This window comes from Paraburkholderia sp. RAU6.4a, from assembly GCF_050435625.1.
Lineage (GTDB): Bacteria > Pseudomonadota > Gammaproteobacteria > Burkholderiales > Burkholderiaceae > Paraburkholderia > Paraburkholderia tuberum.
The window spans coordinates 1,366,182-1,392,548 of sequence record NZ_JBNDKQ010000002.1; the positions used below are offsets into that span (position 1 = coordinate 1,366,182).

The window sequence follows — 26,367 nt, forward strand, 5'->3', positions numbered from 1 at the left end:
CCGATGGCAATCAATGGCCCGCATCGGCGACGCGCGTTTGCACCGCGTCGGCGACGCCGGGTTCGTGTTCGGCAGGTGCCGGGGACACCGAGACAACCGACGCGGGCGCGGCGCTCACGCTCGACGCAGCAGTCCCCGGCGCGGCTTCGCGGCTGCGCTGACGGTCTGTGCTGCGAGCGTGTGACGACGTGTCGGCTTTGAGGTCGGGGGTTTTGTCCGCTGCGGGTTTTTCGGCCGGCTTGTCGACAGGTTTCTCGCCCGCGTGGATCGAAACCTTGTCGGCCCTCTCCGTCTTTTCGGACTTTTCGGCGCGCTCCGGCTTGTCCTGTCCGCTGTACTCCACATGCGCGGCACGAATTACAGCCAACGGCGCACCGGCGGGACCCGGCGCGGCACGCTCGGCCGCCGGTCTTTCAGCGGCTGATTTTTCCACGGAAGGTTTGTCGGCGTGCGCCTCCAGCGCGACAGGCGCGCGCCCTTCACCGCGCGCGCTCTTGCGATCCGGTGTGCGCAAATCCAGTGCGGCCTGTACGCCGGTCACGCCCGGCACGATTTCCTGCTCGGCATTTTTCGCGGCACGCGCGCCCTTCGAGCGCTTCGGCTTCGCGACCACGGCAGGCGCCGCGGCCATCACTTCGTCGAGCGCCTTCTTTGCGGCCGCCTGCTCCGCCGCGCGACGGCTCGCGCCGGAGCCAGACACCTTGACGTCCAGCTTCGGCACCGTACATTCCACTTCGAACTGCTGATTGTGCGCCGCACCATGCGTGGCAACGACCGTATAAGTAGGCAACGCGATCTTGTGGCCTTGCAGATACTCCTGCAGCAGCGTCTTCGCGTCCTTGCCAAGCGTGCGCGGGTCGATATGGTCGAGAATCGGTACGTAAAGGCGCTTGATGACCGTCTGCGCAGCCTCGAATCCGCCGTCCAGAAATATCGCACCGAGCACCGCCTCGAGCGTATCCGCGAGGATCGACGGGCGGCGGAAGCCGCCGCTGCGCAACTCGCCCTCGCCGAGGCGCAGGCCCTCAGAAATATTGAGTGCCTGAGCAATCTCGTAGAGGGACTGCTGTTTGACCAGATTGGCGCGCACGCGAGACAGGTCGCCTTCGTCGAGTTTGCCGAAACGTTGGAACAAAAGCGCAGCCACCGCGCAATTCAGAACGGAGTCGCCGAGAAATTCGAGCCGTTCGTTATGCGTGGAGCTATGACTGCGGTGTGTTAGAGCCTGACGCAGCAATTCCGCATTGCGAAATTCGTAGCGCAAACGGCTTTCCAACGGAGATAGGGGCATGGGCAGAGTATAACGCGGGCGCCTGACCCGGCGGAAACACGGGGCGCCAGCGGAAAAAGCGTGGTGAAACGACGTTACCGCGAGTTCTTAAAGTAGCATGACAACACGCCGCGGCCGAGATAACCGGGCGCCGGTTATTCGCGCGGCGTGTGAGAAGCGCTCAGGAAGCGATCGATGCACGCGACTCACTGGAAAGGGCCGATGCGCCGCAGATCGCTGAAGTTCATCCAGATGAAAAATGCGCGGCCGACGATATTGCGTTCAGGCGCAAAACCCCAGTACCGGCTATCCGCGCTGTTGTCGCGGTTATCGCCCATCATGAACAAATTGCCCGGCGGCACTTTGCAGATCACGCCACGCGCGTTGTACTGGCAGTTGTCGCGATACGGATAATCTTCCGCACCGACGATGAACGGCGGCACCGCCGGATTATTCAGAATCGCGTTCTTGCGGCCGTCGATATCTTCCTGGAACTGCTTCGCATAACCGAGACGCTCTTCGTCGAGATAATCGGGCAACGGCGTTTCAGGCACCGGCTTGCCGTTGATCGTGAGTTTCTTGTCCTGATACTCGATCACGTCGCCGGGCAAACCAATGACGCGCTTGATGTAGTCGACCGATTCGTCTTTAGGATAACGGAACACCACCACGTCGCCGCGATGGACCGGACTGCCCTGCGTGATCCTCGTGTTGGTAATCGGCAAACGTAGACCATATTCGAATTTATTGACGAGGATGAAGTCGCCCACCAGCAGCGTCGGCACCATGGAGCCCGATGGGATCTTGAACGGCTCGATCACGAACGAGCGCACGGCGAACACCACCAGAATCACCGGAAAAAAGCTCGCCGTATATTCGAGCCACCACGGCTGACGCAGCTTGTCGTCGCGCAGACGCGCGCGCGTTTGCGCGGCGTTTTCATCGGCGAAACGCTCGCCGATGCGTGCCTGCTGACGATCGAATTCGGCGACTGCGGCTTCCGCCTCGCGGCGCCGTTTCGGCAGGAAAACCAGTTTGTCCGCGACCCATGCGACACCCGTCAAAACGACGAGCACAAAAAGAATCAACGCAAAATTCATAGGGTTCCGTTATTCAACTTATTTGTCTTCGACACGCAGAATAGCGAGGAAAGCCTCTTGCGGGATTTCAACCGAGCCCACCTGCTTCATTCGCTTCTTGCCTGCCTTCTGCTTTTCAAGCAGCTTCTTCTTACGCGTGATATCACCGCCGTAGCATTTTGCCAGCACGTTCTTACGCAACGCTTTAATGTTTTCGCGCGCAATGATATTCGAACCGATCGTGGCTTGAACCGCTACGTCGTACATCTGACGCGGAATCAGCTCGCGCATTTTCGCCGCCACTTCGCGGCCGCGGTACTGGCTTTGCGAACGGTGCACGATAACCGACAGCGCATCGACCTTGTCGCCGTTGATCAGCATGTCGACCTTCACGACGTCCGACGCGCGGTATTCCTTGAACTCGTAATCCATCGACGCATAACCGCGCGAAATCGACTTCAGACGGTCGAAGAAATCGAGCACGACTTCACCCATCGGAATTTCGTACGTAAGCTGAACCTGACGACCGTGATACTGCATGTTGATCTGGTTGCCGCGCTTCTGCGTACACAACGTGATCACCGCGCCGACGTAGTCTTGCGGCATGTACAGGTTCACGGTGACGATCGGCTCGCGCACTTCCTCGATCTTCGACGGCTCCGGCATCTTGGCCGGATTCTCGACCATCAGGGTCGTGCCGTCGCGCTGCAGGACTTCGTAGACCACGGTCGGCGCCGTCGTGATCAAGTCCATGTCGAACTCACGTTCGAGACGTTCCTGCACGATTTCCATGTGCAACAAACCGAGGAAGCCGCAGCGGAAACCGAAACCGAGCGCCTGCGACACTTCCGGTTCGTACTGCAGCGACGCGTCGTTCAGCTTCAGCTTTTCGAGCGAATCGCGCAGCGCGTCGTACTGATTCGCTTCGACCGGATACAGACCCGCGAACACCTGCGGCTTCACTTCCTTGAAACCCGGCAGCGGCACGGCCGCCGGCTGGTTCACGAGCGTAACCGTGTCGCCGACCTTCGCCGCCGCGAGTTCCTTGATGCCGGCGATGATGAAGCCCACCTGCCCCGCCGACAGTGATTCGAGATCCTTCGACTTCGGCGTGAACACGCCGATATGTTCAACCGGATACTGCGCGCCGGTTACCATCAGCCGGATCTTGTCCTTCGGACGCAGCGTGCCGTTGACGATGCGCACCAGCATCACGACGCCGACGTAGTTGTCGAACCACGAGTCGATGATGAGAGCCTGCAGCGGCGCTTGCGGGTCGCCCTTCGGCGGCGGCACTTTCGCGATCAGCGCTTCGAGCACGTCTTCGACGCCGAGGCCCGTTTTCGCGCTGCAATGCGTCGCGTCGGTCGCGTCGATGCCGATCACGTCCTCGATCTCGGCGATCGCGTTTTCGGGGTTCGCCGCCGGCAGATCGATCTTGTTCAACACCGGCACCACTTCGACGCCGAGTTCGATGGCCGTGTAGCAATTGGCGACGGTTTGCGCCTCCACACCCTGGCTCGCGTCGACGACGAGCAGCGCGCCTTCGCACGCGGACAGCGAGCGGCTGACTTCGTACGAGAAGTCGACGTGCCCCGGGGTGTCGATCATGTTCAGGTTGTAGAGCTGCCCATCGCGCGCGCGATACGACAACGCGGCGGTTTGCGCCTTGATAGTAATGCCGCGCTCGCGCTCGAGATCCATCGAGTCGAGCACCTGAGCTTCCATCTCGCGGTCGGACAAACCGCCACAAATCTGGATGATGCGATCGGCGAGCGTCGACTTGCCATGGTCGATGTGCGCGATGATCGAGAAGTTACGAATATGATCCATTCAGTGCCGATCAAGCGAAAAGGCGCGCCCCGGACAATAGCGGAGCACGCCTTGTAAGTAGGTGAAAATCCTATCTATTTTAGCCGAAAAGCCCATCGGCCGGCGCATCTTGCGAAGCGCGGGCCTCAAGACGGCGTAGAGGATGCGAGAAAATTACCGCGCGCATCGCAGTGAGCCGCGGCAAAAATGCGCATGGATCGCGCGAAACCAGATGCCCCGCGGGGGCGTATCAGGATGCCGCCGCGACACGCGACGCATGTGCAGCCAATGCTGCCCGCACGGGCGCTTCGTCGAGATGATAGTGGCACAGTTCGACGCCATCGCAAACCAGCACCGGCACCAACTCGTTGTAACGCGCTTCGAGCAACGGATCGCTGTCGACGTCGATCACCGCCAGCTGCGCTCCGAACTCGGCCAGCATTGGCTCGAGCGCAGCGCGCATGTCCTCGCACAGATGGCACCACGCGCGCCCATAGAGCGTGAGCGATGCCGTCTTCGTCATTTCTGCGCGCTGCGCGGACGAATCGGCACGAACTGCGTGTTGTCGCCGCGACGAACCAGCAACGCGACCATCTTCTGCGAATCGAGGTGTGAGGTCAGCTCGTCGAACTGTTTCGTGCTCGTCACATCCGTATCGCCAATCCGCAGGATGATGTCGCCCTTTTGGAGCCCGACACGCGCGGCCGGACCGTCGACCGCGTCGATCTGCACGCCGTTCTGAATCTTCAGCGCTTTCTGCTGATCGGCGGGAATGTCGCTGACCGCGATGCCGAGCGCGTTGGTCGCGCGCTGCTGCGGCGCTTGCGGCTTCTTCTGATCCGCCTTCGCGACCTTGTCCGGCTGCATTTCTGCGATCGTGACCGGCAGTTCGCGCGTTTGACCCTTGCGCCAGATCGTGATCGACGTCTTCGTGCCCGGCTTCGTATCGCCGACCATGCGCGGCAGGTCCGTCGCCGTGTCGACCGAATGACCGTTGAACTTCAGGATGATGTCGCCCGGCTGCACGCCGGCCTTATCGGCGGGTCCGCCCGGCTCCACGCTGCTCACAAGCGCGCCCTGCGCCTTCGGCAAACCGAGCGACTCGGCGACGTCCTTCGTCACTTCACCAATCGCCACCGCGATGCGGCCGCGCACCACCTTGCCCGAACTCTTCAGCTGATCGGCCACGCGCATCGCCTCGTCGATCGGAATCGCGAACGAAATGCCCATGAACCCGCCGGTGCGGCTATAGATCTGCGAATTGATGCCGATCACCTCGCCCTGCATGTTGATCAGCGGACCGCCCGAATTGCCCGGATTGACGGCCACATCAGTCTGGATGAACGGCAGGTAGTCGCCGGTGTCGCGTCCCTTCGCGCTGACGATACCGGCAGTCACCGTGTTTTCGAGACCGAACGGCGAACCGATCGCGACGACCCATTCGCCGACGCGCACCTTGTTCGAGTCGCCGATCGTGATGGTCGGCAGGTTCGACGCGTTGATCTTCACGACCGCGACGTCGGTACGGTCGTCGACGCCGATCAGCTTCGCCTTGAATTCGCGCTTGTCGGTCAGCGTCACGTAGATCGTGTCCGCGTCGTCGATGACGTGCGCGTTGGTCATCACGTAGCCGTCCGCCGACAGGATGAAGCCCGAGCCTACCCCGCTGTTCTGTTCGGCGTCCGAGTTGTCCGGTGAATCCGGGCTGCCGCCACTACCGCCGCCGCCGCCCCCGTTATCACCCCCGTGCGGCGATTGCGGTGACTGCGGCAACGGAATCCCGAAGAAGCGCCGGAAGAACTCCGACATGTCGCCGTCGTCCATACCCGGCGGCAGGCCGCCGCGGGAACTACCGTTCGACACGCGCGTTGTCGTGCGAATGTTGACGACCGCCGGGCCAACCTTGTCGACGAGGTCGGTGAAGTCGGGCAGGTTGGCAGCGGGAGCCGCCGATGCCATATGCGGCACAAGCGGCAAACACGCCGCCACCACTACGGCCGCGAGGAATTTGCGCACCGAGAAAGTCGTCATATCGTAGCAAGCCGAGGGATTTCAGGATTCGGAAGGGTTACTTCGGAGCTTTGTATTCTATGGCAGACGCGAACTGCTGCAATGTGGTTTGGGGCACTTCACCGAGCAGGGTAATCCAGAAGTCGCCCTGACGCTTGACCAGTACGTGCGTCGCGCCGCTATCGCCCGTGCCTTCCTTACGCGTATTTTTCTCGACGGGCTCGACGAACACCGAAATCGCTGCGAGGCCGTCGGAAAACACGGCCTGGTCGACCGGGATCGGAGGCTGCCCCGCCTCGCGCGACGCCATCGGACGACGCAACTGGCGGATCAGATGGAAGCCCGGTACCGACGGCGTGATTTGCCAACCCTGCGCGGCCATGTCGACCGGCTCGAGTGGCGGACGCACTACCGTCCAGCCCGTGAGATTGCGGATGCCGTTGACGATGCCCGTCTTTTCGACCGGCACGCCGATGCGGACTTGCGAAAACGACAACTGCTCGAGCACCTGACCGCTCGGGTCGAGCGTCTGCGCGCGCAACAGCAGACCGGTCTTTTTGTCGGCCCACAGCTTGTACGCGAACCGGTACGCGTCTTTCGGTTCGAGCTCCATCACGAGGCTGTCGACGCCCGCGACGCGGTCGTCGCCAAGCATCTTCGGCTCGTAGACGGACAGCACCTGCTCGCCGTTCACCGACAGCAGCGCAGGGAATGAGTCCTTGTTCTGCCGTTTTTCGAAGACCACGATACGCCGCTCCGGCAAGAACGTGTACATGTCGTCGTTGTGACGCAGCATTTTGCGCGGCTTGCCGTCGAGGCTTTCGAGCTGCTCGAACTCGCCGTCCGTACGCGTGGAGTAATGTGCGATGCGCGACGTCTGCACGAAACTGCCGCGCTGATAGACGAACGCGCCCTCGTAGTTCTGCTGCTGGGCGGCCTGATGGATGCGATCGAGCAGTTCCGCGGCCGCGCGACGGGCGACGGCAGGATCGTCTTGTGCGAAGACCCGCGGTGCAGCGGACAACAACACGGCTGCGCAGAACAGAAATGCTGGCAACCGCCCCCAGATAGTCGTTTTATTGAACCGCGGAGTCTGCATCAAACTATTGGCCCTGCGTGGAGACTGAGGCAGCGCGAATCACCGGCATCGAGCCTGCCATCGCCGGTTGTTGCGCGAATTGCTGATGAGCTTCGAGGTACTGATCGAGGCTCGCGTCGCGAATGATGTTGGAGTCTTGCGCGGGCACCGAGGCCATGGCGACACGCTGCACCGCGTCGCCGTGCGATTGGAGCGAAGCGAGCTGGGCACCCGGACCACCCGGCACGCCCTGCAGCTGCGGCACGACGATCCAGGTCAGCGTAGCGGCCGCGGCAGCGACGGCAAGAGCCGGCACGACTCTGCGGCGCAGCCCGAGCAGGCGGCGCGCGACCGATGCAGACGCGGCGGCGGGCGCCAGCACATGCGGCTCGCTTTCAAGACGCACGGCAAACCCGCTCAGAAAGGCACTGCTCCGTGCGGGGCTGACTGCCAGATCGTCGGAACGTAGCGCGTCGCCGATCAGGTGGTAGCTCGACCAGGCAGCGCGATCATCGCCGCCCAGCTCCGCAAGAAACTTGTCCAGATTCAGATGCTCTTCGCCGAACAACTCACCGTCGACGAAAGCGGACAGACGCTCGCCGTGCGAGCCTGCTTGCGATTGCATCGAGACCGACCCCATGATGCTCCCCATCTTCCAAATACCCCGTAGTGACACCACTAATCCAGATATTGCACCGCTGCCCCGCCAAGCCAGCTGGACGTTCGGAAACGTCTACCAACGCTTGCCTTCGGGTGTGTCAAGCAACGGTCGCAATTTTGCCGCAATGGCTTCGCGAGCGCGGAAAATTCGTGATCTGACTGTGCCAATCGGGCAACCCATCATCTCGGCGATTTCCTCGTAACTCAAACCCTCAATTTCTCGGAGAGTAATGGCGGTGCGCAATTCTTCCGGTAAAACCGCCATCGCAGCATTGACCGTCTCAGCGATCTGCTTGCTCATCAACATCGACTCAGGCGTGTTGATATCCCTTAGTTGGTCGGCATCGGAGAAAGTTTCAGCTTCTTCAGCATCCGCTTCGGTTGAGGTCGGCGCGCGCCGGCCCTGGGTGGCAAGGTAGTTCTTCGCGGTATTGACCGCAATCCGGTACAACCACGTATAAAACGCCGACTCGCCGCGAAACTGCGGCAACGCGCGATACGCCTTGATAAAAGCGTCTTGCGCGACGTCTTCGACTTCGGCGGGGTCCCGCACGAGACGCGAGATCAGCCGGAGAATCTTGCGGTGGTATTTGGAGACCAGAAGCTCGAACGCGGCCTTGTCGCCCTTCTGGACGCGCTCGACCAGCACCTGATCAATTTCTTTTTCGCTCACCTGATAAATCCGTTAACTTAACTATAGGGCGCATGGCGGGGGACCATTGTAGCGTCCCCCTCGTGAGGGCACGTTACTACGGTAACAGCGGTTACAGTCGTTACAGTCAGGCGCCGGCCGCACGCCGGCCCAGCACGGAAAGTTCGCGGAAAACAGTGGACGGCAGCGCGTCCGCGGCGAGCAGCAGGGAGCGCCTGCGACCCGTCGGTGCGCGTATGAGGCCGCGCCTTCGACCACCACCCTCGGGATCGAGCTCAAGCACCAGCAAACGGCCGCTCCACTGCGCGCAACCGACCATGCGGCCCCGCGCGAGCAACTCACCCGCGTGGTTCCAGGCGGAAATCTCGCCCATCGCGACATGCAGCGCGATGGCCTGCGCCGCGTCATGCCTCGCCGCGCAGAGCATGAGCAGTGCTGCGACGGCGAGCGTCAACGGAGCGGCCTGCCAAGCGCCCACTCGCGGCGCGAGACAGGTATAAACGGCTAACGTCGCAATCAGCACGAACGCTCCCACCGCGGCACGCATTGCGATGGAGCGACGCAGCGTGATCCGCTGCGCTGCCCTACCCAACGTTGCCGGTGCGGGGGAAAGCGCCGGCGAAGCCGGCGTCGTGAACCGACGCGTCACCCGAGATCAGGCGATCCGGCGCGCTTGAACACCAGCGTGCCGTTCGTGCCGCCGAACCCGAACGAGTTCTTCAGCGCGACGTCGATCTTCATTTCCCGCGCGGTGTTCGCGCAGTAATCGAGATCACAGGCCGGGTCCTGGTTGAAAATATTGATGGTCGGAGGCGACACCTGGTGATGCACGGCGAGCACCGTGAACACCGACTCCAGACCGCCAGCGCCGCCCAGCAGGTGACCCGTCATCGACTTGGTCGAGTTGACGACCATGTTCTTCGCGTGGTCGCCGAACGCCCGCTTGATGCCGGTCGTTTCCGCCAGATCGCCGAGTGGCGTGGACGTGCCGTGCGCGTTCAGGTAGCTCACCTGATCGCCGTTGATGCCCGCGTTCTTCAGCGCTGCGAGCATGCAGCGGCGTGCGCCGTCACCGTCTTCGAGCGGCGCGGTCATGTGATACGCATCGCCGCTCATGCCGTAGCCGCCGATTTCCGCGTAGATCTTCGCGCCACGCGCCTTCGCGTGCTCGTATTCTTCGAGCACCATTACGCCGGCGCCTTCGCCCAGCACGAAGCCGTCGCGGTCCATGTCCCACGGACGGCTCGCGGTAGCCGGATCGTCATTGCGTTGCGACAGCGCGCGCGCCGCCGCAAAGCCGCCGATACCGAGCGGCGACACGGTCGATTCCGCGCCGCCCGCGATCATCACGTCGGCGTCGCCATATTCGATCAGGCGCGAAGCCTCGCCGATGCAGTGCAGACCGGTCGTACACGCGGTAACGATCGACAGATTCGGACCCTTGATGCCGAACTTGATCGACAGGTGGCCGGAGATCATGTTGATGATCGAAGCCGGCACGAAGAATGGCGAAATGCGACGCGGGCCGCGATTGAGCAATTCGGTTTGGGTGATTTCGATCATCGGCAGACCGCCGATGCCCGAACCGACCACCACGCCAATGCGCTCCGAATTCTCGTCGGTGACTTCGAGGCCGCTGTCCCGCATCGCCTGGATGCCCGCAGCCACGCCGTAATGGATGAACGTATCCATGTGGCGCGCTTCCTTACCGGGGATGTAGTCCTCGATATTGAAGCCCTTCACCTCGCCGGCGAAACGAGTCGAGAAGTTCGACGCATCGAACTTCGTGATATTGGCAATCCCAGACTTGCCGGCGACCAGATTGGCCCAGCCATCGGCAACATTATTGCCAACAGGCGAAATCAGCCCCAGGCCTGTAACAACAACACGACGGCGGCTCACGGTAACCCCTTTTTCATAGATGACAAAAAGCAAAAGCCACAGCGGCCACAGGAATCGCCCTGTGTGCCCTGTGGCTGTTTAAGTCGGCAATCGCGCGGAAAGTTGCGCTGTCAACATCGCTGGCTCCTGCGTGGCAAGCGGCGCGACGTATGGTGTGCCAATGGACACGCCCGATAGCGTCGACCCTGCTGGCGCCGGCAAGCGGCACGGCAGGGCGTCATGCGCGGCCCGTGCAGAAACGCAGGCGCGAATGACCTTAGGCCTTGACGTTTGCGCGAGCGTAGTCGATCGCTTGCTGAACGGTGGTGATCTTCTCGGCTTCTTCATCTGGAATTTCCATGCCGAATTCGTCTTCGAGGGCCATCACGAGTTCAACGGTGTCGAGCGAGTCGGCGCCGAGATCGTTCACGAACGACGCTTCGTTCTTGATTTCCGCTTCCGCAACGCCCAGTTGTTCCGCGACGATCTTCTTGACGCGCTGTTCGATATTGTCCATTACCCCTCCAAGGGAAAAGAAGTTCAAAAATACAGGTGCGCGCATTTTATCAGGTTTGACCCGGCAAAAAAGCGGCGCATCGGGTTCCTGTCAACGCATGCGCCTCGTGCTTTCCGCAAACGCATCAAGGCGCGGATAGTAACCGAAATTGGTTACTGCATATACATGCCGCCGTTCACGTGCAGCGTCGTGCCGGTGATGTAGCCCGCTTGCGGCGACGCGAGGAACGCGACCGCGTGCGCGATGTCTTCCGGGCTGCCTAGACGGCCGAGCGGAATCTGCGTTTTCAGCGCGGTCTGCTGCTCTTCGGGCAGCGCCTTCGTCATGTCGGTATCGATGAAACCAGGTGCCACGCAATTGACCGTGATGCCGCGGCTGCCGATCTCGCGCGCGAGTGCGCGCGTCATGCCCGCGACGCCGGCCTTCGCGGCCGCGTAGTTGATCTGCCCCGGGTTGCCGGCCGAGCCGACCACCGACGTAATATTGATAATCCGACCGCCCTTCGCTTTCATCATCGGACGCAGCACCGCACGCGACAGACGGAACACCGACTTCAGGTTGGTGTCGACCACGGCGTCCCAGTCGTCGTCCTTCATGCGCATCGCCAGTTGATCCTGCGTGATGCCGGCGTTGTTCACCAGCACGTTCAGCGCGCCGAATTCCTTGACGGTGCCGTCGATCAGCGCTTCGGCCGCGGCCGCGTCGTTGACGTCGAGCACCGCGCCGCGGCCGTTCACGCCCGCCGCCTTGAACGCTTCGGTGATCGCCGTCGCGCCGCTTTCGCTCGTCGCGGTGCCGATCACCGTCGCGCCCTGACGCGCGAGTTCCATCGCGATCGCACGGCCGATGCCGCGCGATGCGCCCGTCACGATTGCGATCTGCTTGTCGAGAGTCTTTTCCATCTGTCAGTCCGGATGCCCTTCAAATAGGGCTCATTGATTCTTGTTGATTCGTCTGTCGAGGGATGCCGCGCCAGCGCGGCATTGCTCTGTCGATACCCGTTCGCGAATGCGCGCTCAGTCTGCCGTCACGAGCTTCAGCGTTTCTTCGAGCGACGCCGGATCGAACACCGACGCGCCGACGAGATTGCCGTCGATGCGCCTCGTCAAACCCGCAAGGACCTTGCCCGGGCCGCATTCGATCACGTGCGTGACGCCCTGCGCTGCCATTGCCTGTACGCATTCGACCCAGCGCACCGCACCAGCCGCCTGGCGCACGAGCGCGTCCTTGATTTTGGCCGGCTCGTTGACCACGGCGACGTCGACGTTGTTGATGACGGGAATCGACGGCACCTGCACGTCGATGCTCGCGAGGTATTCGCGCAATTGATCCGACGCCGGCTTGAGCAGCGACGAGTGGAACGGCGCCGACACCGGCAGCGGTAGCGCGCGCTTCGCGCCCTTCGCCTTCGCGACTTCGCAGGCTTTCTCGACCGCGGCTTTGTGGCCCGCGATCACGACTTGCGCCGGCGCATTGAAATTGACCGCTTCGACGACGCCCGCCGCCGACGCTTCCGCGCAGACCGCGCGCACCGTGTCGTCGTCGAGGCCGAGAATCGCGGCCATGCCGCCTTCGCCCACCGGTACCGCGGTTTGCATCGCCTGCGCACGGAAACGCACGAGCGGCACCGCGTCGCGGAACGCAAGCGCGCCGGCCGCGACGAGCGCCGTGTATTCGCCAAGGCTATGGCCGGCGACAAGCGCCGGCGCCGGGCCGCCCGCCTGCTGCCACGCGCGATAGATAGCGTAGGCCGCGGTCAGCATGACCGGCTGGGTATTGGTGGTGAGATTGAGATCTTCGGCGGGGCCTTCGGCGATCAGCTTGCCGAGGTCCTGGTTGAGTGCGTCGGAGGCTTCCTGAACCGTCTCACGCACGATCGCGTAATCGGCGAATGCGTTGAGCATGCCGACCGCCTGCGAACCCTGCCCAGGAAAAACGAACGCGAATTTCATATCGTCCCCAAAATCTGTTTAATCGGATGTGGCGGCCGGCCGCGGCTGCCAGATGGCGCGCGGTGTTATTCCGGCCGCACGGGCGCCGCCAGCGACGCCCCGGAATGCGTCGTCCCGCTCAGTAGCGGATGACCGACGCGCCCCACGTGAAGCCGCCGCCGACGCCTTCGATCAGCACGTTATGGCCACGCTTGATGCGGCCGTCGCGCACCGCGACGTCGAGTGCAAGCGGAATGGACGCCGCCGACGTATTGCCGTGCTCGCCCACCGTGACGACCATGCGCTCCTGCGGCAGGCCGAGCTTGCGGCAGGTGCTTTGCATGATGCGGATGTTGGCCTGATGCGGAATCAGCCAGTCGATCTGCTCGGGCTTCAGATCGGCTTTTTCCAATGCTTCGATCGCGACCTTCTCGAGCACGTTGACGGCAAGCTTGAACACCGCCTGACCGTCCATGTGCAGGAAGGCGCTGCCGGCGACCACGCCGCCATTCACGTTGCCCGGCGTGCACAGAATGTTCGAATGGCTGCCGTCCGCGTGCAGCGCGCTCGAAAGCACGCCCGGTGCGTCGGACGCTTGCAGGATCACTGCGCCGGCGCCGTCGCCGAACAGCACGCAGGTGGTGCGGTCGTTGAAATCGAGAATGCGCGAGAAAGTTTCCGCGCCGACCACGAGCGCCGTGCGATGCTGGCCGCTGCGAATCAGGGCGTCCACCGTCGCCACCGCATAGGCGAAGCCGGAGCAGACCGCCTGTATGTCGAACGCGGCACCGTGATTCTTGATCCTGAGCTTGTTCTGCAGCAGGCAGGCGGTGCTCGGGAACACGAAGTCCGGCGTGGAGGTGGCGACGACGATCAGGTCGATGGACTGCGGATCGATGTCCGCCGCTTCGATCGCTCGCTGCGAGGCGATCAACGCGAGGTCGCTGGTCGTGACGTCCGGCTCGGCGAAGTGACGCGCATGGATGCCCGTGCGCGCGACGATCCATTCGTCGCTCGTTTCAACGCCTTGCCTGGCGAGACGCTCAGCCAGATCCTGATTGGTGACGCGGTTGGGCGGCAGACAGCTGCCGGTGCCCAGCACGCGGGAGTAGATTGTGGATTGAGCCATTATGCCTTCGAGGATTGCGCAGCGTAGGGCTCGGCCGGCTGGCCTGCGATCGGGCTTGCGTGACCCGCACCGCTTGCGTCGCGCGCCGCCTGTTCGAGAGAACTCGCGTTCTCTTCCATCGCTCGCGCAAGGCGCTCCAGCACGCCGTTTTTGACGGCATCATACCCGCGTTTGATAGCCCACTCAAACGCGTAGGCATCGGCTGAACCGTGGCTTTTGATCACGAGACCGCGCAAGCCGAGCAGCGCGGCGCCGTTATATTGCCGATGATCGACGCGTTTCTTGAAGCGCATCAATACCGGCAGCGCGAGCACCGCCATCACCTTGGTCAGCCACGAACGGCCGAACTCTTCCTTGATGATGTTGGACAGCATCTGCGCGAGGCCTTCCGACGTCTTCAGCGCGACATTGCCGACAAAGCCATCGCAGACGATCACGTCGACGGTGCCCTTGTAGATGTCGTCGCCTTCGACATTGCCATGAAAGTTGAGTGTACTCGCACGCAGCAGTTCGCCGGCGCGCTTGATGATGTCGTTGCCCTTGATGACTTCTTCGCCGATGTTGAGCAGGCCGATGGTGGGCCGCTCTTTTCCTTCGAGCGCGGACACGAGCGCGTGCCCCATCTCGGCGAACTGCAGCAGATGCTGCGGCTCGCAGTCGACGTTGGCGCCCAGGTCGAGCATCATCGTATAGCCGGTGGGATTAGGCAGGGCAAACGCGATGGCCGGGCGTTCGATGCCCGACAGCGTTTTCAGCACATAGCGCGAGACCGCCATCAACGCGCCGGTATTGCCGGCGGAAATGCAGGCTTGCGCCTCGCCTTCCTTGACGCGGTTCAGCGCCACGCGCATCGACGAATCTTTTTTCTTGCGCAGCGCGACCTCGACCGGGTCGTCCATCGCGACGACCTCGGTAGCAGGTACGACGGTCAGCGCCGGCAGATCCTGAGCCTTGAGCTTCTTCAGCTGCGCACGAATCGCACTTTCAATGCCGACGAGCAGCAACTGCGCGTCGGGATGCGAACGAACGAAGTTGACGGCAGCGGGAACGGTCACGGACGGGCCGTGGTCGCCTCCCATGCAATCTATCGTGAGCTTTACTGTCATGGAGTGCGACGAATTTCAGACACAAAAAAGCGGCAGTTGAATGCCGCCTTTTTGCCGAACCGGGAAAATGTCAAGCGAGCCGATCGCTACGCGAAACGCCACAGGGCGCATCGCAGTCAACGATTAGTCGTTCTTCGTCTTGACGACTTTCTTGCCGCGATAGTAGCCGTTCGGGCTAATGTGGTGACGTAGATGCACTTCGCCCGTGCTCGGCTCGACGGCCATCGGCGCTGCCGTCAGGAAATCGTGCGAACGGTGCATGCCGCGCTTCGACGGCGACTTCTTGTTTTGTTGAACTGCCATGACTAAAACTCCAAAAAATTTTCCGAATTCTAACACAGCCCGACACGGACTTAACCACTGGCCGAATGGCCAATGCGCCCGCATCGCGCCCCCTGCAACTGTTTAGCGCTTCTTGCCGCCCGGTTCGTCGCGTTTCAGACTTTCGAGCGCCGCGAACGGATTGCGCCGCTCGCTGGACTGGTCCGGCTTGCTGGCATCGCCAGCTTCTTCCTGCGCGGCTTCGTCGCCCTCGCCTTCGCTACCGTCCGTGCCCGAGACAAGGCTCTCGTGCACTTCGGGACAGACCTCGTGTTTGGGCACGAGCGGCAAGGAAAGCAGCAACTCTTCTTCGATCAAGTCGATGAGATCGAACTGGCGCGAGCCGACGACCACCTCGACTTCATCCTCGTCCAGCGGAAACTCTTCGGCTTCCGCCTCCGTATTGACGATCCGGTAAGTTGCATCGACGTTGAACGCCTGCGAATACGGCGTCAAGCACCGCTGGCATTCGAGCCACGCGGCACCGTGAATCGCCAGCCGCAGATAAGGCTGGGAACCTTCGGTGCCATCGTCCTGCAATTCCGGCTGCATCGTCCCTTCGGCCTGCCATGTGAACGCGGTGTCGCGATCTGGCGCTTCCGCCGGGACTTCGTTTAACATGCGCGGCAGTTGCGAGACGCGCACGACACCCGCGGCCTGACGCCCGCTCCGCGCAAATTCGAACAGATCGAGTTCATGCGGGTCGGACAGACCTGCAGGTTTGCCAGGATGTTGAGTCATGTGCGCTCCTGCGTCGGCAAACATGTTGCCGGGGTGATTCGCGAAGGATGATCAGATCCGCCGCGAAGATAATCCGGTGTGCGGGGCAGCCAGTGGGGCCCGCGGCCGTTGCGTTCACCCTGCCGGGCTTTCTTCAACCTTCCGACTGCCGAAAGCCGCTGAACGCGCCGAGACCCTTCAAGTGCAAGCATACCGTGAAAAGCCCAAAATCATATCCGTTTTGTCTTTTCGAGTCAAACACTTAAGCCCGTACGTACGGGAGCCTCGCGCGACCCCGTACGACCCGCCGCTCCCGTTGCCCGCAAACTATGCCTGAATCCTCCAAACGCCCGCCACGCCTGATTCTGGCGTCGAGTTCGCGGTATCGCCGCGAGTTGCTCGAACGCCTGCGCGTGCCGTTCGACGTCGTCGTGCCTGCGATCGACGAAACCCCGCTCGCCGCCGAAACGCCCGAAGCCACTGCGCTGCGCCTCGCCGAAGCCAAAGCGCGTGCGGTCGCCCAAGGCCTCGCCGCCGACGCACACGCGCTCGTGATCGGCTCCGATCAGGTCGCCACCTACGACGGCCTGCAGATCGGCAAACCCGGCACGCACGGCAGGGCGCTCGCGCAATTGCAGGCGATGCGCGGCCGCGACGTGTTGTTCCACAGCGCGCTGTGTCTGTTCGACAGCGCGACGGACAGCGCGCAAACGATCGACGTGATCACCCGCGTGCGCTTTCGCGATCTGCCGGACGCGACGCTCGACGCCTACCTGCACGCTGAAACGCCGTACGACGTGGCCGGCAGCGCCAAATCCGAAGGGCTTGGCATCGCGCTGCTGGAGGCCATCCACTCCGACGACCCGACCGCGCTCGTCGGCCTGCCGCTTATCGCGCTGTCGCACATGCTGCTCGCGGCCAACTACCCGCTTTTGGGGGCCCGATGACCGGTACGCTCTATCTCATTCCCAACACGCTCGGCGAAGGCGACGCAAGCGCGCTCGATCTGGTACTGCCCGCGCCCGTACGCGCCCGCGCGGCGTTGCTGCACTATTACATTGGCGAAAACGCCAAAACCACGCGCGCGTTCCTGAAGAAAGTCGGCCCCGATCGGCCGATTCAAGAAATCGAGATTCGCGAACTGAACGTCAATACGCCGGCCGGCGAAATCGACAAGCTGCTCGCGCCGCTGCTGTCGGGCACCGATGCGGGCCTCGTCTCCGAGGCTGGCTGCCCGGCAGTCGCGGACCCGGGCGCGCTGCTGGTGCGACGCGCGCACGAGCGCGGCGTAAAGGTTGTGCCGCTGGTCGGGCCGAGTTCGATTCTGCTCGCGCTGATGGCATCGGGGCTGAACGGCCAAAGCTTCGCGTTTCACGGGTACCTGCCCGTCGACTTCACCGAGCGCGCCAAACGTCTGCGCGATCTCGAGCAGCAGTCGCGCAAGAGCAAGCAAACGCAGATCTTCATCGAAACGCCGTACCGGAATCGCGCACTGCTCGATACCTTGCTCGCGACCTGCGCGCCGTCGACGCTGGTCTGCGTGGCGGTCGATCTGACGCTGCCGAGCGAAGTGATCGCAAGCCGGAGCGTCGCCGACTGGAAAAAGAAGGCGGAGATCGACCTGCATAAGCGGCCGGCGATTTTTCTGATTCTGGCGGCCTGAACGTAGACACCGGCCAGGCAACTGAGGGCGACCAGGGCCTGAAACTCAAAACGCAAAGTCCGCGCGATCGGCCAAAACCGACCGCGCGGGCGTCCTTTTTAAAACTGTGGATTCAACGCAGATTCATTTTCGCGCCGAGCGCCATCGCCCGAACCGCGCCGGCGCCGATGGCCGCGCCGAATTTGCGGGCAACGCGATCCGTAATGCTCTCTTTCACCGTGTAATCGACGATATCCGGCGCCTTGAAGATCTCACGCGCGACGTAATCTGCATCGCCAAAACCGTCCGCGAGTCCAAGTTCGACGCTCTTCTGCCCCGTCCAGAATAGACCCGAGAACATGTCCGATGTCTCATGCAGACGCTTGCCGCGCCCTTGACGCACCGCGTCGATGAACTGCGCGTGGATCTGATCGAGCATAACCTGCGCATGTTCGTCCATCTTCGGCGTTTCGGGCGAAAACGGATCAAAAAAGCCTTTGTTCTCACCCGATGTGTGCAGTCGGCGCTGAATCCCCAACTTGTCCATCAGGCCGGTGAAACCAAAGCCGTCCATCAGCACGCCGATCGAACCGACGATACTCGCCTTGTCGACATAGATCTTCTCCGCCGCCGCGGCCGCGTAGTAGCCGCCGGACGCGCACATGTCGCCGACCACGACATACAGCGGAATAGACGGATATTTGCCACGCAATCGCCGAACTTCGCTGTTGATAATGCCCGCTTGCACTGGACTGCCGCCCGGGCTGTTGCAATAAAGAATCACGCCGGCTGTATCGGAATCCTCAAACGCGGAATCGAGTGCAGTGTTGATATCTTGGGCGTTCGCACTCGCATCCGTCGCGATCTCGCCATCAAGCGAAACCATTGCCGTATGACGCCCAGTCGTGGCGACCCGCTCGCCCGAGAAGTTCAGCGCACCCCATACCGCCAGTGCGAGCACTGCGAGGAACAGGAAGCGGAAGAAAATCCGCCAACGTCGCGAGGCGCGTTGCTCGTTGATCGCGGCCAGCGCGATGCGCTCGAGCGCGGCCCTTTCCCAGCCGGGCTGGTCGGCGGGTGCACGGGAGCCGCCTCCCGAGGCAGGGTCCTTTTCGGGGGTCAAGTTGTCGGACATGCGGACAGTGGAAAATTGGAAGAGGAAATCAGCGCGTAACCGGCAGCAAATCGCCGTCAGGCAGCCAGAATACCGCACGGCCCTCGAGCGTATCGCGTTCCTCGACCCGCACGGGACGCAATCTGCCCCCGCGACACGGACCACCGACGCATTTGCCAGTATCCGGCGCGTAAATCGCGCCATGTGTCGCGCACATCAAGTATAAGCCGGACGATTCGAAGAACTGCCCTTCCTGCCAGTCGAGCTCCATCGGCACATGAGCGCAACGGTTCAAATAGCCGTAGGCGCAGCCATCATAGCGGACGAAAAACACCACGGCATCCTGCCCGCCGAGCCGCGCGTCGCGCCGGATGCCGTCGCCACCGTCGACCAGCTCGTCGGCCGCGCAAATGCGCACTGCCTGCGCAGCCGCGGCAGTAGCAGTATCCACGCCGTCGGCGCTCATGCGTTCTCCCGCAGCCAACCGGACAGATCGCTGATGCTCGACGCCACGAACTTCGGTGACATCGCATTTAGCGAATTCGCCGGATGCGCGCCATAAGTCACGCCAATGCCCGCCACGCCGGCGTTGAGCGCCATCTGCAGATCGTGTGTCGTATCGCCGATCATGACCGTGCGCGCCGTATCCTGCCCCAATTCGCGGGTGAGCTCGTGCAGCATGGCCGGATGCGGTTTCGAGAAGGTTTCGTCAGCGCAGCGCGTGCCGTCGAACAGGCTCGTCAGGCGCGCCTGGTCAAGCGCGCGATTGAGCCCGACGCGGCTCTTGCCGGTCGCGACCGCGAGCAGATAGCCGACCTCGCGCAACTCCTGGAGCATCTCGCGCACGCCGGGGAACAGCTCGGTAGTCTGGTCTTTTACAAGAAAATGAAAGCGGTAACGCTCAGAAAGCCGCGGGTAGTCGGCCGGATCGAGCGTCGGCGCGGCAATCTGCAGCGCGTCACGCAGGCCGAGGCCGATGACGTAACTCGCGGCTTCGTCCGCGGGAACCGGCAGACGGAGATCGCGGCACGCCGCCTGGATGCTGCGCGTGATATGCGCGGTGGAATCCATCAGCGTGCCATCCCAGTCAAACACGATCAGATCGAATTGCTCTCTAGCCATGCAAGGTCGTCTCCGGGTTGAACCCAGTGCGTAGTTCGTTGAGTTGTTCTATAAAGCCGCGGCAGTCGGCAGGCAGCGGTGCCTCCAGCTGCAGCGGCGCGCCCGTCGCCGGATGCGTGAGCTTGAGCCGGTAAGCGTGCAGAAACATCCGCTTGATGCCGGGCTTCGCGTTGGCGCGCGCAAGCGCCTTGTTCAGCGCGAAATCGCCATATTTGGCGTCACCGACGATCGGTAGTGCCAGATGCTGCAGATGCACGCGAATCTGGTGCGTACGCCCCGTCTTCAGTTCCGCCTCCAGCAGCGCATATTCAGGCCAGCGCTCGACCAGATTGAAGATCGTGTGCGAAGCGAGGCCATCGGCCTGCACGCGCACGCGGCGCTCGCCGTCGGCGGTCAGGTACTTGTGAAGTGGCTCCTTTACCGCGCGGCGGCGACCCCAGTCGCTCGCCCATTCGCCGTGCACGCACGCGTAGTAGCGCTTGTCCATCCGGTTATCGCGAATCTGCTCGTGCAGATTGACGAGCGCCGCGCGCTTCTTCGCGAGCATCAGGATGCCCGAGGTCTCTCGATCCAGTCGATGCACGAGTTCCAGGAATTTCGCCTGCGGCCGCGCCTCGCGCATCTGCTCGATCACACCGAACGCGACACCGCTGCCCCCGTGGACCGCAACGCCGGCCGGCTTGTCGATCACGAGCAGATGCTCGTCTTCGAACAGGATGTGAAAGCGCGGCGCGGGCACGGGCACGCGGGCTGCGGCCTGATTCGGCTGCGCGACGCGGATCGGCGGCACACGCACCCGATCGCCCAGTTCGAGCCGGTACTGCGCGTCGATCCGGCCCTTGTTCACGCGCACTTCACCGCTGCGCAGGATGCGATAAATATGGCTTTTCGGCACGCCCTTGCAGACGCGCAGCAGGAAATTGTCGATGCGCTGACCAGCCGAGCGGTCGTCGATTTCGATCAGCGAAACCTGGTCGCTTGAAACCGAGTCTTCGACCGCGCCTGCAACCGATCTCTGGGATGTTTTGCCTAACTCTTTCATTCTGAATATAATTTGCCCAGCAGTCCGCGACGGCCGGCGCAGTGTCCGGAATGCGGCGGATTGCGCGAGCGCAAGCGATAAACCGTTATTTTACTTGCGCCGGGGTCTGGTTGCTCGCCCTGAAAATGAGATGCAACAAGTTGCACGCACGAAGTCAGCACCCGGCAGGGACGGCGCCCGCAGGCGCGTTCGGTCAAGGTCGGCTTCGACGGTAACGGAATTTTGGTAAAAAAGAATTTAGCTTTCAGCTTCGTGATCCGGGTGGTATGACGCCCAGCTGGACGAAGCTGCAAGTCGCGAAAATACGGCGTGCGCCCAAGGCGTCTTGTAGAAAGTACAAGACATGGCGACGTCAAAAGAAGGCGAGACACCCCCAGCAGGAAAAGACGCGCCGCCTGCGCGAACTTCCCGTTGCGGCATGACCGCGGACTTCGGCCCTTCGCTCGCGCGCCCATTTGGCGCGCCGGCATCAGAGGGCGAAGACTTATGAAGGTCTGCTGGCTAAACGCGGCGTGTCAGGCCATGATTTGAAGCCGTGTTCGCATGTGCCCTGCGGCACCGTGCCCTTTTTTATCGGGCTGGGCCCTCTCAGGCAATTCTCCCGCCATCTTTCCCGCTCCAGCGTGTTTGTGAAAACACAATAAGACGCGGCACGCCTACTCCCCCCGCTCTCGCGACTGACAACCGCGCAGCTGGGCCGGCGAGGCCGCTCTGGAGCCGTTCAATGAAACGAATGTTGTTCAACGCGACGCAGCAGGAAGAGCTGCGCGTCGCCATCGTCGATGGGCAAAAACTCATCGATATCGATATCGAAACCGCCGGTCGCGAACAGCGCAAAGGCAATATTTACAAGGGCATCATCACGCGCATCGAGCCGTCGCTCGAGGCCTGCTTCGTCAACTACGGCGAAGACCGTCACGGCTTCCTGCCGTTCAAGGAAGTCGCCCGCCAGTACTTCCGCGATGGCGTCGACATGCGTTCCGCACGCATCCAGGACGCACTGAAGGAAGGTCAGGAACTGATCGTCCAGGTCGAAAAGGAAGAACGCGGCAACAAGGGCGCAGCCCTGACCACGTTCATCTCGCTCGCCGGCCGCTATCTGGTGCTGATGCCGAACAACCCGCGCGGCGGCGGCGTGTCGCGCCGGATCGAAGGCGACGACCGTCAGGAACTGCGCGAAACCATGGCGCAGCTGCAGCTGCCGGAAGGCATGAGCATCATCGCGCGCACGGCCGGCATCGGCCGCAGCGCCGAAGAGCTGCAGTGGGACCTGAACTACCTGATGCAGCTGTGGCGCGCAATCGAAGCCGCGTCGCAAAGTGGCACGGCCGGCCAGCCGATGCTGATCTATCTCGAATCGAGCCTCGTGATCCGCGCGATTCGCGACTACTTCCAGCCCGATATCGGCGAAATCCTGATCGACACGACCGAAATCCATGACCAGGCCCGCGCCTTCATGGACATCGTGATGCCGGACAACGTCGGCAAGGTAAAGCGCTACCACGACGACGTGCCGCTCTTCTCGCGCTTCCAGATCGAGCACCAGATCGAAACCGCGTACTCGCGCACCGTGCCGCTGCCGTCGGGCGGCGCGATCGTCATCGATCACACCGAAGCGCTCGTCGCGATCGACGTGAACTCGGCGCGCGCCACCAAGGGCGCGGACATCGAGGAAACGGCCGCGCGCACGAACCTCGAAGCCGCCGACGAAGTCGCTCGCCAGCTGCGTCTGCGCGACCTGGGCGGCCTGATCGTGATCGACTTCATCGACATGGAATCGGCCAAGAGCCAGCGCGAAGTCGAACAGCGCCTGAAAGACGCGCTCAAGCACGACCGCGCCCGCGTCCAGATGGGCAAGATCTCGCGCTTCGGCCTCATGGAGCTGTCGCGTCAGCGGCTGCGTCCGGCGCTGTCGGAAGGCAGCCACGTCACGTGTCCGCGTTGTAACGGCACGGGCCACATTCGCGATACCGAATCGTCCGCGCTGCAAGTGCTGCGGATCATTCAGGAAGAAGCGATGAAGGAAAACACCGCGGCGATCCACTGCCAGGTGCCGGTCGAAGTGACCGCCTTCCTGTTGAACGAGAAGCGCGCCGAAATCAACAAGATCGAGTCGCGTTTCAAGGTCAACGTCGTGCTGATCCCGAACAAGCACCTCGACACGCCGCACTACAAGCTCGAGCGTCTGCGTCACGACGACGCGCGCCTCGACGAGCCGCGCGCATCGTGGAAGATGGCCGAAGAAGCGGCCCGCGAACTCGAATCGGAAACCGGCTACAGCAAGCGCGCTGAGGAAGTGAAGCCGAAGCAGGAAGCGGCGGTCAAGGGCATCACGCCCGAGAAGCCGGCTCCGAGCGCGCCGGCCCGCCCGGCGGCTATCCCCGCTCCGGTCGCGGTGACGCCGGCCAGTGGCGGCTTCATCGGCTGGCTGAAGAATCTGTTCGGCATGCAGCCGGCTGCTCCGGCGCCCGCCGCGCCGGCCACCACCGACAAGCAGGCCCGTCCGCAACGCGGCGAGCGCACCGAGCGCGGTGAGCGCACGGGCGAGCGCGGCGGCGATCGCAACCGCAATCGCCGTGGCGGCGCAGGCGGTCGCGACGCGGCAGCGCGTGGCGAAGGCGTGACCGGCGGCCGTCAGGCGCAAGGTCAGCAGCCGTCGCCGCGTCGCGAGGAACGCGAAGGCCGCGAGGAACGCGAAGGCCGCGAGGCACGCGAGGGCCGCGAACCGCGCGCGCCGCGTGGGCAACGCGAACCGCGTGAGGCCCGTGAAGGCCGTGAACTGCGTGAGGCTCGCGAGCCGCGTGAACCGCGTGAGCCGCGCGAGGCTCGCGAACGCGACACCCGCGGCGCCGAGCGCGCGGAAGCCGTCGAAGGCACAGCACGCGGTGAGCGTCGCGAGCGTGGCGAGCGCGCTGAACGCGTCGAGCGTGGCGAGCGTCGCAAGCCGCAGGCGGAAGCCGCCTCGGCGCTGACGCAAACCGACACGCAAGCTGCCGACGAACTGGCGCGCAACCGCGCCGCAGCGGGTGAAAACGGCGTGCCGGTCGATCAGGAAACAATCGCACGTGACGGCGAAGAGCGTCGTCGTCGTCGCCGCGGCCGTCGTGGTGGTCGTCGCGAGCGTGAAGAGGACGTGAATGGCAATCTCGCGGCGGATGTCGCGGAAGCAGAAGGCGACAACGTTGCCGCCAGCGACGAAGCGCCGGTGCGCACCCAGCAGCCGGTCGAGCACACGCCTGCAGCCAGCGAAGCGAAGGAAGTGACCCCGGTCGAAGTGGTGGTCGCCGCTGTCGCAACGGAAAGCGCCGTCGTGGCCGAACTGCATGCGGCAGCCGAAACGCCGGCTCTCGCCGCGGAAAATGCCGCGAAGACCGAAAAGGTCGTGCCGGTGGAAGAGGCCCCGGCGGCGTCGATCGAACCCGTGGCGGCGGAGCCGGCTATCGAAGCGCCAGTGCAGGCAGAGCAAGCCGCGTCGGCTGCGAGCGAACCGGTTACGCCGGGCGCTTCGGTCGAATCCGCCGCGCATGCCGAATCCCCGGCAGTCGAACCGGCCCTGGAAGTGCAGCCGACCGTCCCGACCGAACCGCGAGCCGTCCCGGCTGCGCTCGACACCGCGGCTCCGGCCACGATCGTCGAGGCACCGGCAGCCGTGCCGGCACCGCAGGCCGAAATCGTCGAGCCGCAACCGGTCGTCGCAACCGAACCGGCCGTGGTCGAACCGGCGCCCGTCGCCGCGGCCCCGCAGCCGGCCCCCGTCCGCAGCGCAGCCCCCGCCGCCGCATCGGCCGACGCCTTGCAGCCGATCCTCGAGCAGGCTGGCCTGATCTGGGTGAACACCGACGCCGACAAGCTGCGTGCCGCGCAGGAAGCGGCGGCGCAGACGGTCAAGCCGCCGCGCGTGATCCGTGAGCGCAAGGCGCTGCCGCCAGACGACCACGCGCCGATGCAACAGGTCGAAACGATCAAGCATCCGCAGTAAGCCGCGTCGTTGTTCGTGAAAAAGCCCGCCCTTTCCGGCGGGCTTTTTCTTTAGGCGATCATTTGTCGCCGCGAGCCGCGCCGCTCCCCGTATACCCCGACAACGTCCGTCGCGCATCTGCCGCCACCGGCATTTCCGATAGAATCAAATCATCCCCGTCCGTTAAAGCACCTGACGAAGCATTTCATGTCACGACGCATCATCCCTGTTGCCGATCTCAGCGCGGCGCCGGTCATCACCGGCCCAGTGCAGACACCTAGCGGCGTGCTGCACGATGCGCTCGCGCGTCCGCTGCACGATCTGCGCATCTCGGTGACGGACCGCTGCAACTTCCGCTGCGTGTATTGCATGCCGCGCGCAGTGTTCGACAAGGACTACGCTTTCCTGCCGCACAGCGCGTTGTTGAGTTTCGAGGAGATCGAGCGGCTCGCGCAGTTGTTCGTCGCGCATGGCGTCGAGAAAATTCGCCTGACCGGCGGCGAGCCGCTACTGCGCAAAAACCTCGAATTCCTGGTCGACCGGCTCGCCCGGTTGACCACGCCTGCGGGCCGTCCGCTCGATCTCACGCTGACCACCAACGGCTCGCTGCTCGCGCGCAAGGCGCGCAGCCTGAAGGACGCCGGCCTCACGCGCGTGACCGTCAGCCTCGACGCGCTCGACGACGCGCTGTTCCGCCGCATGAACGACGCCGACTTCGCGGTCGCCGACGTGCTCGATGGCATCGCCGCCGCGCAAGCGGCCGGGCTCGCGCCGGTCAAAGTAAACATGGTCGTCAAACGCGGTACCAACGACGGCGAAATCGTCCCCATGGCGCGTCATTTCAAAGGCACGGGCGCAGTGCTGCGCTTCATCGAGTACATGGACGTCGGCACCTCGAACGGCTGGAACATGACCGAAGTGCTGCCTTCCGCCGAGGTCGTCACGCGCATTGCCGAGCATCTCCCGCTGGTGCCGCTCGAAGCGCACAGCGCCGCCGAAACTGCGCAACGCTGGGGTTATGTCGACGGCGGCGGCGAGATCGGCGTCATTTCGAGCGTCACCCGCGCGTTCTGCGGCAATTGCACGCGCGCGCGTTTGTCGACCGAGGGCAAGCTATACCTGTGCCTGTTCGCATCGACCGGACATGACCTGCGCGCGCTGTTGCGCGGCGGTGCGAGCGATGCCGGGATCGCCACCGCCATCGCCGAAATCTGGCAAGGCCGCGGCGACCGCTACTCGCAGCTGCGCGGCAGCCAGCCGGCCGATCAGGGCGAGCCGGCCAAGCGTCGCGTGGAAATGTCCTACATCGGCGGCTGAGCGGCC

25 protein-coding genes are annotated in these 26,367 nt (G+C 63.3%); 4 read left to right on the forward strand and 21 right to left on the reverse strand.

All coding sequences use genetic code 11. The features are described from left to right. Positions 1 to 10 precede the first annotated feature (10 nt). From rnc to OKW40_RS11045, 17 genes are all read right to left on the reverse strand, one after another. Positions 11 to 1,291 carry a ribonuclease III gene (gene rnc, locus OKW40_RS10965; protein ID WP_429489695.1) on the reverse strand — a complete coding sequence of 427 codons (1,281 nt, stop codon included), beginning with the start codon at positions 1,289 to 1,291 and terminating at the stop codon, positions 11 to 13. A 185-nt stretch (positions 1,292 to 1,476) separates the two neighbouring features. Beyond that, on the reverse strand, positions 1,477 to 2,370 hold the full coding sequence (lepB, locus tag OKW40_RS10970; protein WP_184061413.1) for a signal peptidase I: 894 nt from the start codon (positions 2,368 to 2,370) through the stop codon (positions 1,477 to 1,479). A gap of 18 nt (positions 2,371 to 2,388) precedes the next feature. After that, entirely contained in the window at positions 2,389 to 4,182 is a 1,794-nt protein-coding gene (gene lepA / locus OKW40_RS10975) for a translation elongation factor 4 (RefSeq protein ID WP_429355912.1), read from the reverse strand. Positions 4,183 to 4,411: 229 nt separating this feature from the next. Further along, positions 4,412 to 4,684, reverse strand: a complete 273-nt coding sequence (locus OKW40_RS10980; protein WP_184061411.1) for a glutaredoxin family protein — start codon at positions 4,682 to 4,684, stop codon at positions 4,412 to 4,414. Then, positions 4,681 to 6,192 carry a DegQ family serine endoprotease gene (locus tag OKW40_RS10985; protein ID WP_184061410.1) on the reverse strand — a complete coding sequence of 504 codons (1,512 nt, stop codon included), beginning with the start codon at positions 6,190 to 6,192 and terminating at the stop codon, positions 4,681 to 4,683. The genes OKW40_RS10980 and OKW40_RS10985 overlap by 4 nt, the downstream gene beginning before the upstream one ends. A 37-nt stretch (positions 6,193 to 6,229) precedes the next feature. Beyond that, positions 6,230 to 7,270, reverse strand: a complete 1,041-nt coding sequence (locus OKW40_RS10990; protein WP_429489698.1) for a MucB/RseB C-terminal domain-containing protein — start codon at positions 7,268 to 7,270, stop codon at positions 6,230 to 6,232. Between the two features lie 4 nt (positions 7,271 to 7,274). Continuing rightward, positions 7,275 to 7,889, reverse strand: a complete 615-nt coding sequence (locus OKW40_RS10995) for a sigma-E factor negative regulatory protein (RefSeq protein ID WP_184061408.1) — start codon at positions 7,887 to 7,889, stop codon at positions 7,275 to 7,277. A gap of 93 nt (positions 7,890 to 7,982) precedes the next feature. Then, entirely contained in the window at positions 7,983 to 8,582 is a 600-nt protein-coding gene (gene rpoE, locus OKW40_RS11000; RefSeq protein WP_006051939.1) for an RNA polymerase sigma factor RpoE, read from the reverse strand. Between the two features lie 106 nt (positions 8,583 to 8,688). Then, positions 8,689 to 9,084 (reverse strand): hypothetical protein, encoded by a 396-nt coding sequence (locus tag OKW40_RS11005; RefSeq protein ID WP_429489700.1) that lies wholly within the window; start codon positions 9,082 to 9,084, stop codon positions 8,689 to 8,691. Positions 9,085 to 9,206: 122 nt separating this feature from the next. Beyond that, a complete protein-coding gene (gene fabF / locus OKW40_RS11010) occupies positions 9,207 to 10,463 on the reverse strand; it encodes a beta-ketoacyl-ACP synthase II (RefSeq protein WP_184061406.1) in 1,257 nt (418 codons plus the stop codon). Between the two features lie 256 nt (positions 10,464 to 10,719). After that, the gene (acpP, locus tag OKW40_RS11015; RefSeq protein ID WP_004197638.1) at positions 10,720 to 10,959 is read right to left on the reverse strand and encodes an acyl carrier protein; all 240 of its coding nucleotides are present in this window, start codon (positions 10,957 to 10,959) and stop codon (positions 10,720 to 10,722) included. A 152-nt stretch (positions 10,960 to 11,111) separates the two neighbouring features. Further along, positions 11,112 to 11,861, reverse strand: a complete 750-nt coding sequence (fabG, locus tag OKW40_RS11020) for a 3-oxoacyl-ACP reductase FabG (protein ID WP_090801174.1) — start codon at positions 11,859 to 11,861, stop codon at positions 11,112 to 11,114. Between the two features lie 114 nt (positions 11,862 to 11,975). Further along, positions 11,976 to 12,911, reverse strand: coding sequence for an ACP S-malonyltransferase (fabD, locus tag OKW40_RS11025; RefSeq protein ID WP_184061405.1), 936 nt, complete (start codon positions 12,909 to 12,911; stop codon positions 11,976 to 11,978). A gap of 118 nt (positions 12,912 to 13,029) precedes the next feature. Next, the gene (locus OKW40_RS11030) at positions 13,030 to 14,019 is read right to left on the reverse strand and encodes a beta-ketoacyl-ACP synthase III (protein WP_184028002.1); all 990 of its coding nucleotides are present in this window, start codon (positions 14,017 to 14,019) and stop codon (positions 13,030 to 13,032) included. Continuing rightward, on the reverse strand, positions 14,019 to 15,125 hold the full coding sequence (plsX, locus tag OKW40_RS11035) for a phosphate acyltransferase PlsX (protein ID WP_090801179.1): 1,107 nt from the start codon (positions 15,123 to 15,125) through the stop codon (positions 14,019 to 14,021). The genes OKW40_RS11030 and plsX overlap by 1 nt, the downstream gene beginning before the upstream one ends. 123 nt (positions 15,126 to 15,248) lie before the next feature. Continuing rightward, positions 15,249 to 15,428: a 50S ribosomal protein L32 gene (gene rpmF / locus OKW40_RS11040; RefSeq protein WP_027198353.1), complete on the reverse strand. Its 180-nt coding sequence runs from the start codon at positions 15,426 to 15,428 to the stop codon at positions 15,249 to 15,251. Between the two features lie 102 nt (positions 15,429 to 15,530). Next, a complete protein-coding gene (locus OKW40_RS11045) occupies positions 15,531 to 16,187 on the reverse strand; it encodes a DUF177 domain-containing protein (RefSeq protein ID WP_187612377.1) in 657 nt (218 codons plus the stop codon). Positions 16,188 to 16,495: 308 nt separating this feature from the next. Between OKW40_RS11045 and OKW40_RS11050 the strand changes: the two genes are divergently transcribed. After that, positions 16,496 to 17,113, forward strand: coding sequence for a Maf-like protein (locus OKW40_RS11050; RefSeq protein WP_429489702.1), 618 nt, complete (start codon positions 16,496 to 16,498; stop codon positions 17,111 to 17,113). Continuing rightward, positions 17,110 to 17,829 carry an SAM-dependent methyltransferase gene (locus OKW40_RS11055; protein ID WP_184061402.1) on the forward strand — a complete coding sequence of 240 codons (720 nt, stop codon included), beginning with the start codon at positions 17,110 to 17,112 and terminating at the stop codon, positions 17,827 to 17,829. Before OKW40_RS11050 ends, OKW40_RS11055 begins: the two co-directional genes overlap by 4 nt. Before the next feature lie 112 nt (positions 17,830 to 17,941). On the opposite strand, the gene OKW40_RS11060 is transcribed toward OKW40_RS11055, so the two are convergent. From OKW40_RS11060 to OKW40_RS11075, 4 genes are read right to left on the reverse strand one after another with little or no spacing between them, the layout of a single operon-like run. After that, on the reverse strand, positions 17,942 to 18,943 hold the full coding sequence (locus OKW40_RS11060) for a S49 family peptidase (RefSeq protein ID WP_429491951.1): 1,002 nt from the start codon (positions 18,941 to 18,943) through the stop codon (positions 17,942 to 17,944). A 28-nt stretch (positions 18,944 to 18,971) separates the two neighbouring features. Then, a complete protein-coding gene (locus tag OKW40_RS11065; protein ID WP_429489704.1) occupies positions 18,972 to 19,388 on the reverse strand; it encodes a Rieske (2Fe-2S) protein in 417 nt (138 codons plus the stop codon). Then, entirely contained in the window at positions 19,385 to 20,044 is a 660-nt protein-coding gene (locus tag OKW40_RS11070) for an HAD-IA family hydrolase (RefSeq protein ID WP_184071591.1), read from the reverse strand. Before OKW40_RS11070 ends, OKW40_RS11065 begins: the two co-directional genes overlap by 4 nt. Continuing rightward, on the reverse strand, positions 20,037 to 21,086 hold the full coding sequence (locus OKW40_RS11075; protein WP_429489705.1) for an RluA family pseudouridine synthase: 1,050 nt from the start codon (positions 21,084 to 21,086) through the stop codon (positions 20,037 to 20,039). The genes OKW40_RS11070 and OKW40_RS11075 overlap by 8 nt, the downstream gene beginning before the upstream one ends. A 724-nt stretch (positions 21,087 to 21,810) precedes the next feature. Here OKW40_RS11075 and OKW40_RS11080 point away from each other — a divergent pair. Further along, the gene (locus OKW40_RS11080; RefSeq protein WP_429489707.1) at positions 21,811 to 25,065 is read left to right on the forward strand and encodes an Rne/Rng family ribonuclease; all 3,255 of its coding nucleotides are present in this window, start codon (positions 21,811 to 21,813) and stop codon (positions 25,063 to 25,065) included. 186 nt (positions 25,066 to 25,251) lie between these two features. Beyond that, complete coding sequence (gene moaA, locus OKW40_RS11085; protein WP_429489708.1) at positions 25,252 to 26,361, forward strand: GTP 3',8-cyclase MoaA; 1,110 nt, start codon at positions 25,252 to 25,254, stop codon at positions 26,359 to 26,361. The last annotated feature ends 6 nt before the right edge of the window (positions 26,362 to 26,367 follow it).

Coding starts and splice junctions, on each gene's coding strand:
- rnc (WP_429489695.1), bottom strand. CDS start 1,291: ATGCCCCTATCTCCGTTGGAAAGCCGTTTGCGCTACGAATTTCGCAAT.
- lepB (WP_184061413.1), bottom strand. CDS start 2,370: ATGAATTTTGCGTTGATTCTTTTTGTGCTCGTCGTTTTGACGGGTGTC.
- lepA (WP_429355912.1), bottom strand. CDS start 4,182: ATGGATCATATTCGTAACTTCTCGATCATCGCGCACATCGACCATGGC.
- OKW40_RS10980 (WP_184061411.1), bottom strand. CDS start 4,684: ATGACGAAGACGGCATCGCTCACGCTCTATGGGCGCGCGTGGTGCCAT.
- OKW40_RS10985 (WP_184061410.1), bottom strand. CDS start 6,192: ATGACGACTTTCTCGGTGCGCAAATTCCTCGCGGCCGTAGTGGTGGCG.
- OKW40_RS10990 (WP_429489698.1), bottom strand. CDS start 7,270: ATGCAGACTCCGCGGTTCAATAAAACGACTATCTGGGGGCGGTTGCCA.
- OKW40_RS10995 (WP_184061408.1), bottom strand. CDS start 7,889: ATGGGGTCGGTCTCGATGCAATCGCAAGCAGGCTCGCACGGCGAGCGT.
- acpP (WP_004197638.1), bottom strand. CDS start 10,959: ATGGACAATATCGAACAGCGCGTCAAGAAGATCGTCGCGGAACAACTG.
- fabG (WP_090801174.1), bottom strand. CDS start 11,861: ATGGAAAAGACTCTCGACAAGCAGATCGCAATCGTGACGGGCGCATCG.
- fabD (WP_184061405.1), bottom strand. CDS start 12,911: ATGAAATTCGCGTTCGTTTTTCCTGGGCAGGGTTCGCAGGCGGTCGGC.
- OKW40_RS11030 (WP_184028002.1), bottom strand. CDS start 14,019: ATGGCTCAATCCACAATCTACTCCCGCGTGCTGGGCACCGGCAGCTGT.
- plsX (WP_090801179.1), bottom strand. CDS start 15,125: ATGACAGTAAAGCTCACGATAGATTGCATGGGAGGCGACCACGGCCCG.
- rpmF (WP_027198353.1), bottom strand. CDS start 15,428: ATGGCAGTTCAACAAAACAAGAAGTCGCCGTCGAAGCGCGGCATGCAC.
- OKW40_RS11045 (WP_187612377.1), bottom strand. CDS start 16,187: ATGACTCAACATCCTGGCAAACCTGCAGGTCTGTCCGACCCGCATGAA.
- OKW40_RS11050 (WP_429489702.1), top strand. CDS start 16,496: ATGCCTGAATCCTCCAAACGCCCGCCACGCCTGATTCTGGCGTCGAGT.
- OKW40_RS11055 (WP_184061402.1), top strand. CDS start 17,110: ATGACCGGTACGCTCTATCTCATTCCCAACACGCTCGGCGAAGGCGAC.
- OKW40_RS11060 (WP_429491951.1), bottom strand. CDS start 18,943: ATGTCCGACAACTTGACCCCCGAAAAGGACCCTGCCTCGGGAGGCGGC.
- OKW40_RS11065 (WP_429489704.1), bottom strand. CDS start 19,388: ATGAGCGCCGACGGCGTGGATACTGCTACTGCCGCGGCTGCGCAGGCA.
- OKW40_RS11070 (WP_184071591.1), bottom strand. CDS start 20,044: ATGGCTAGAGAGCAATTCGATCTGATCGTGTTTGACTGGGATGGCACG.
- OKW40_RS11075 (WP_429489705.1), bottom strand. CDS start 21,086: ATGAAAGAGTTAGGCAAAACATCCCAGAGATCGGTTGCAGGCGCGGTC.
- OKW40_RS11080 (WP_429489707.1), top strand. CDS start 21,811: ATGAAACGAATGTTGTTCAACGCGACGCAGCAGGAAGAGCTGCGCGTC.
- moaA (WP_429489708.1), top strand. CDS start 25,252: ATGTCACGACGCATCATCCCTGTTGCCGATCTCAGCGCGGCGCCGGTC.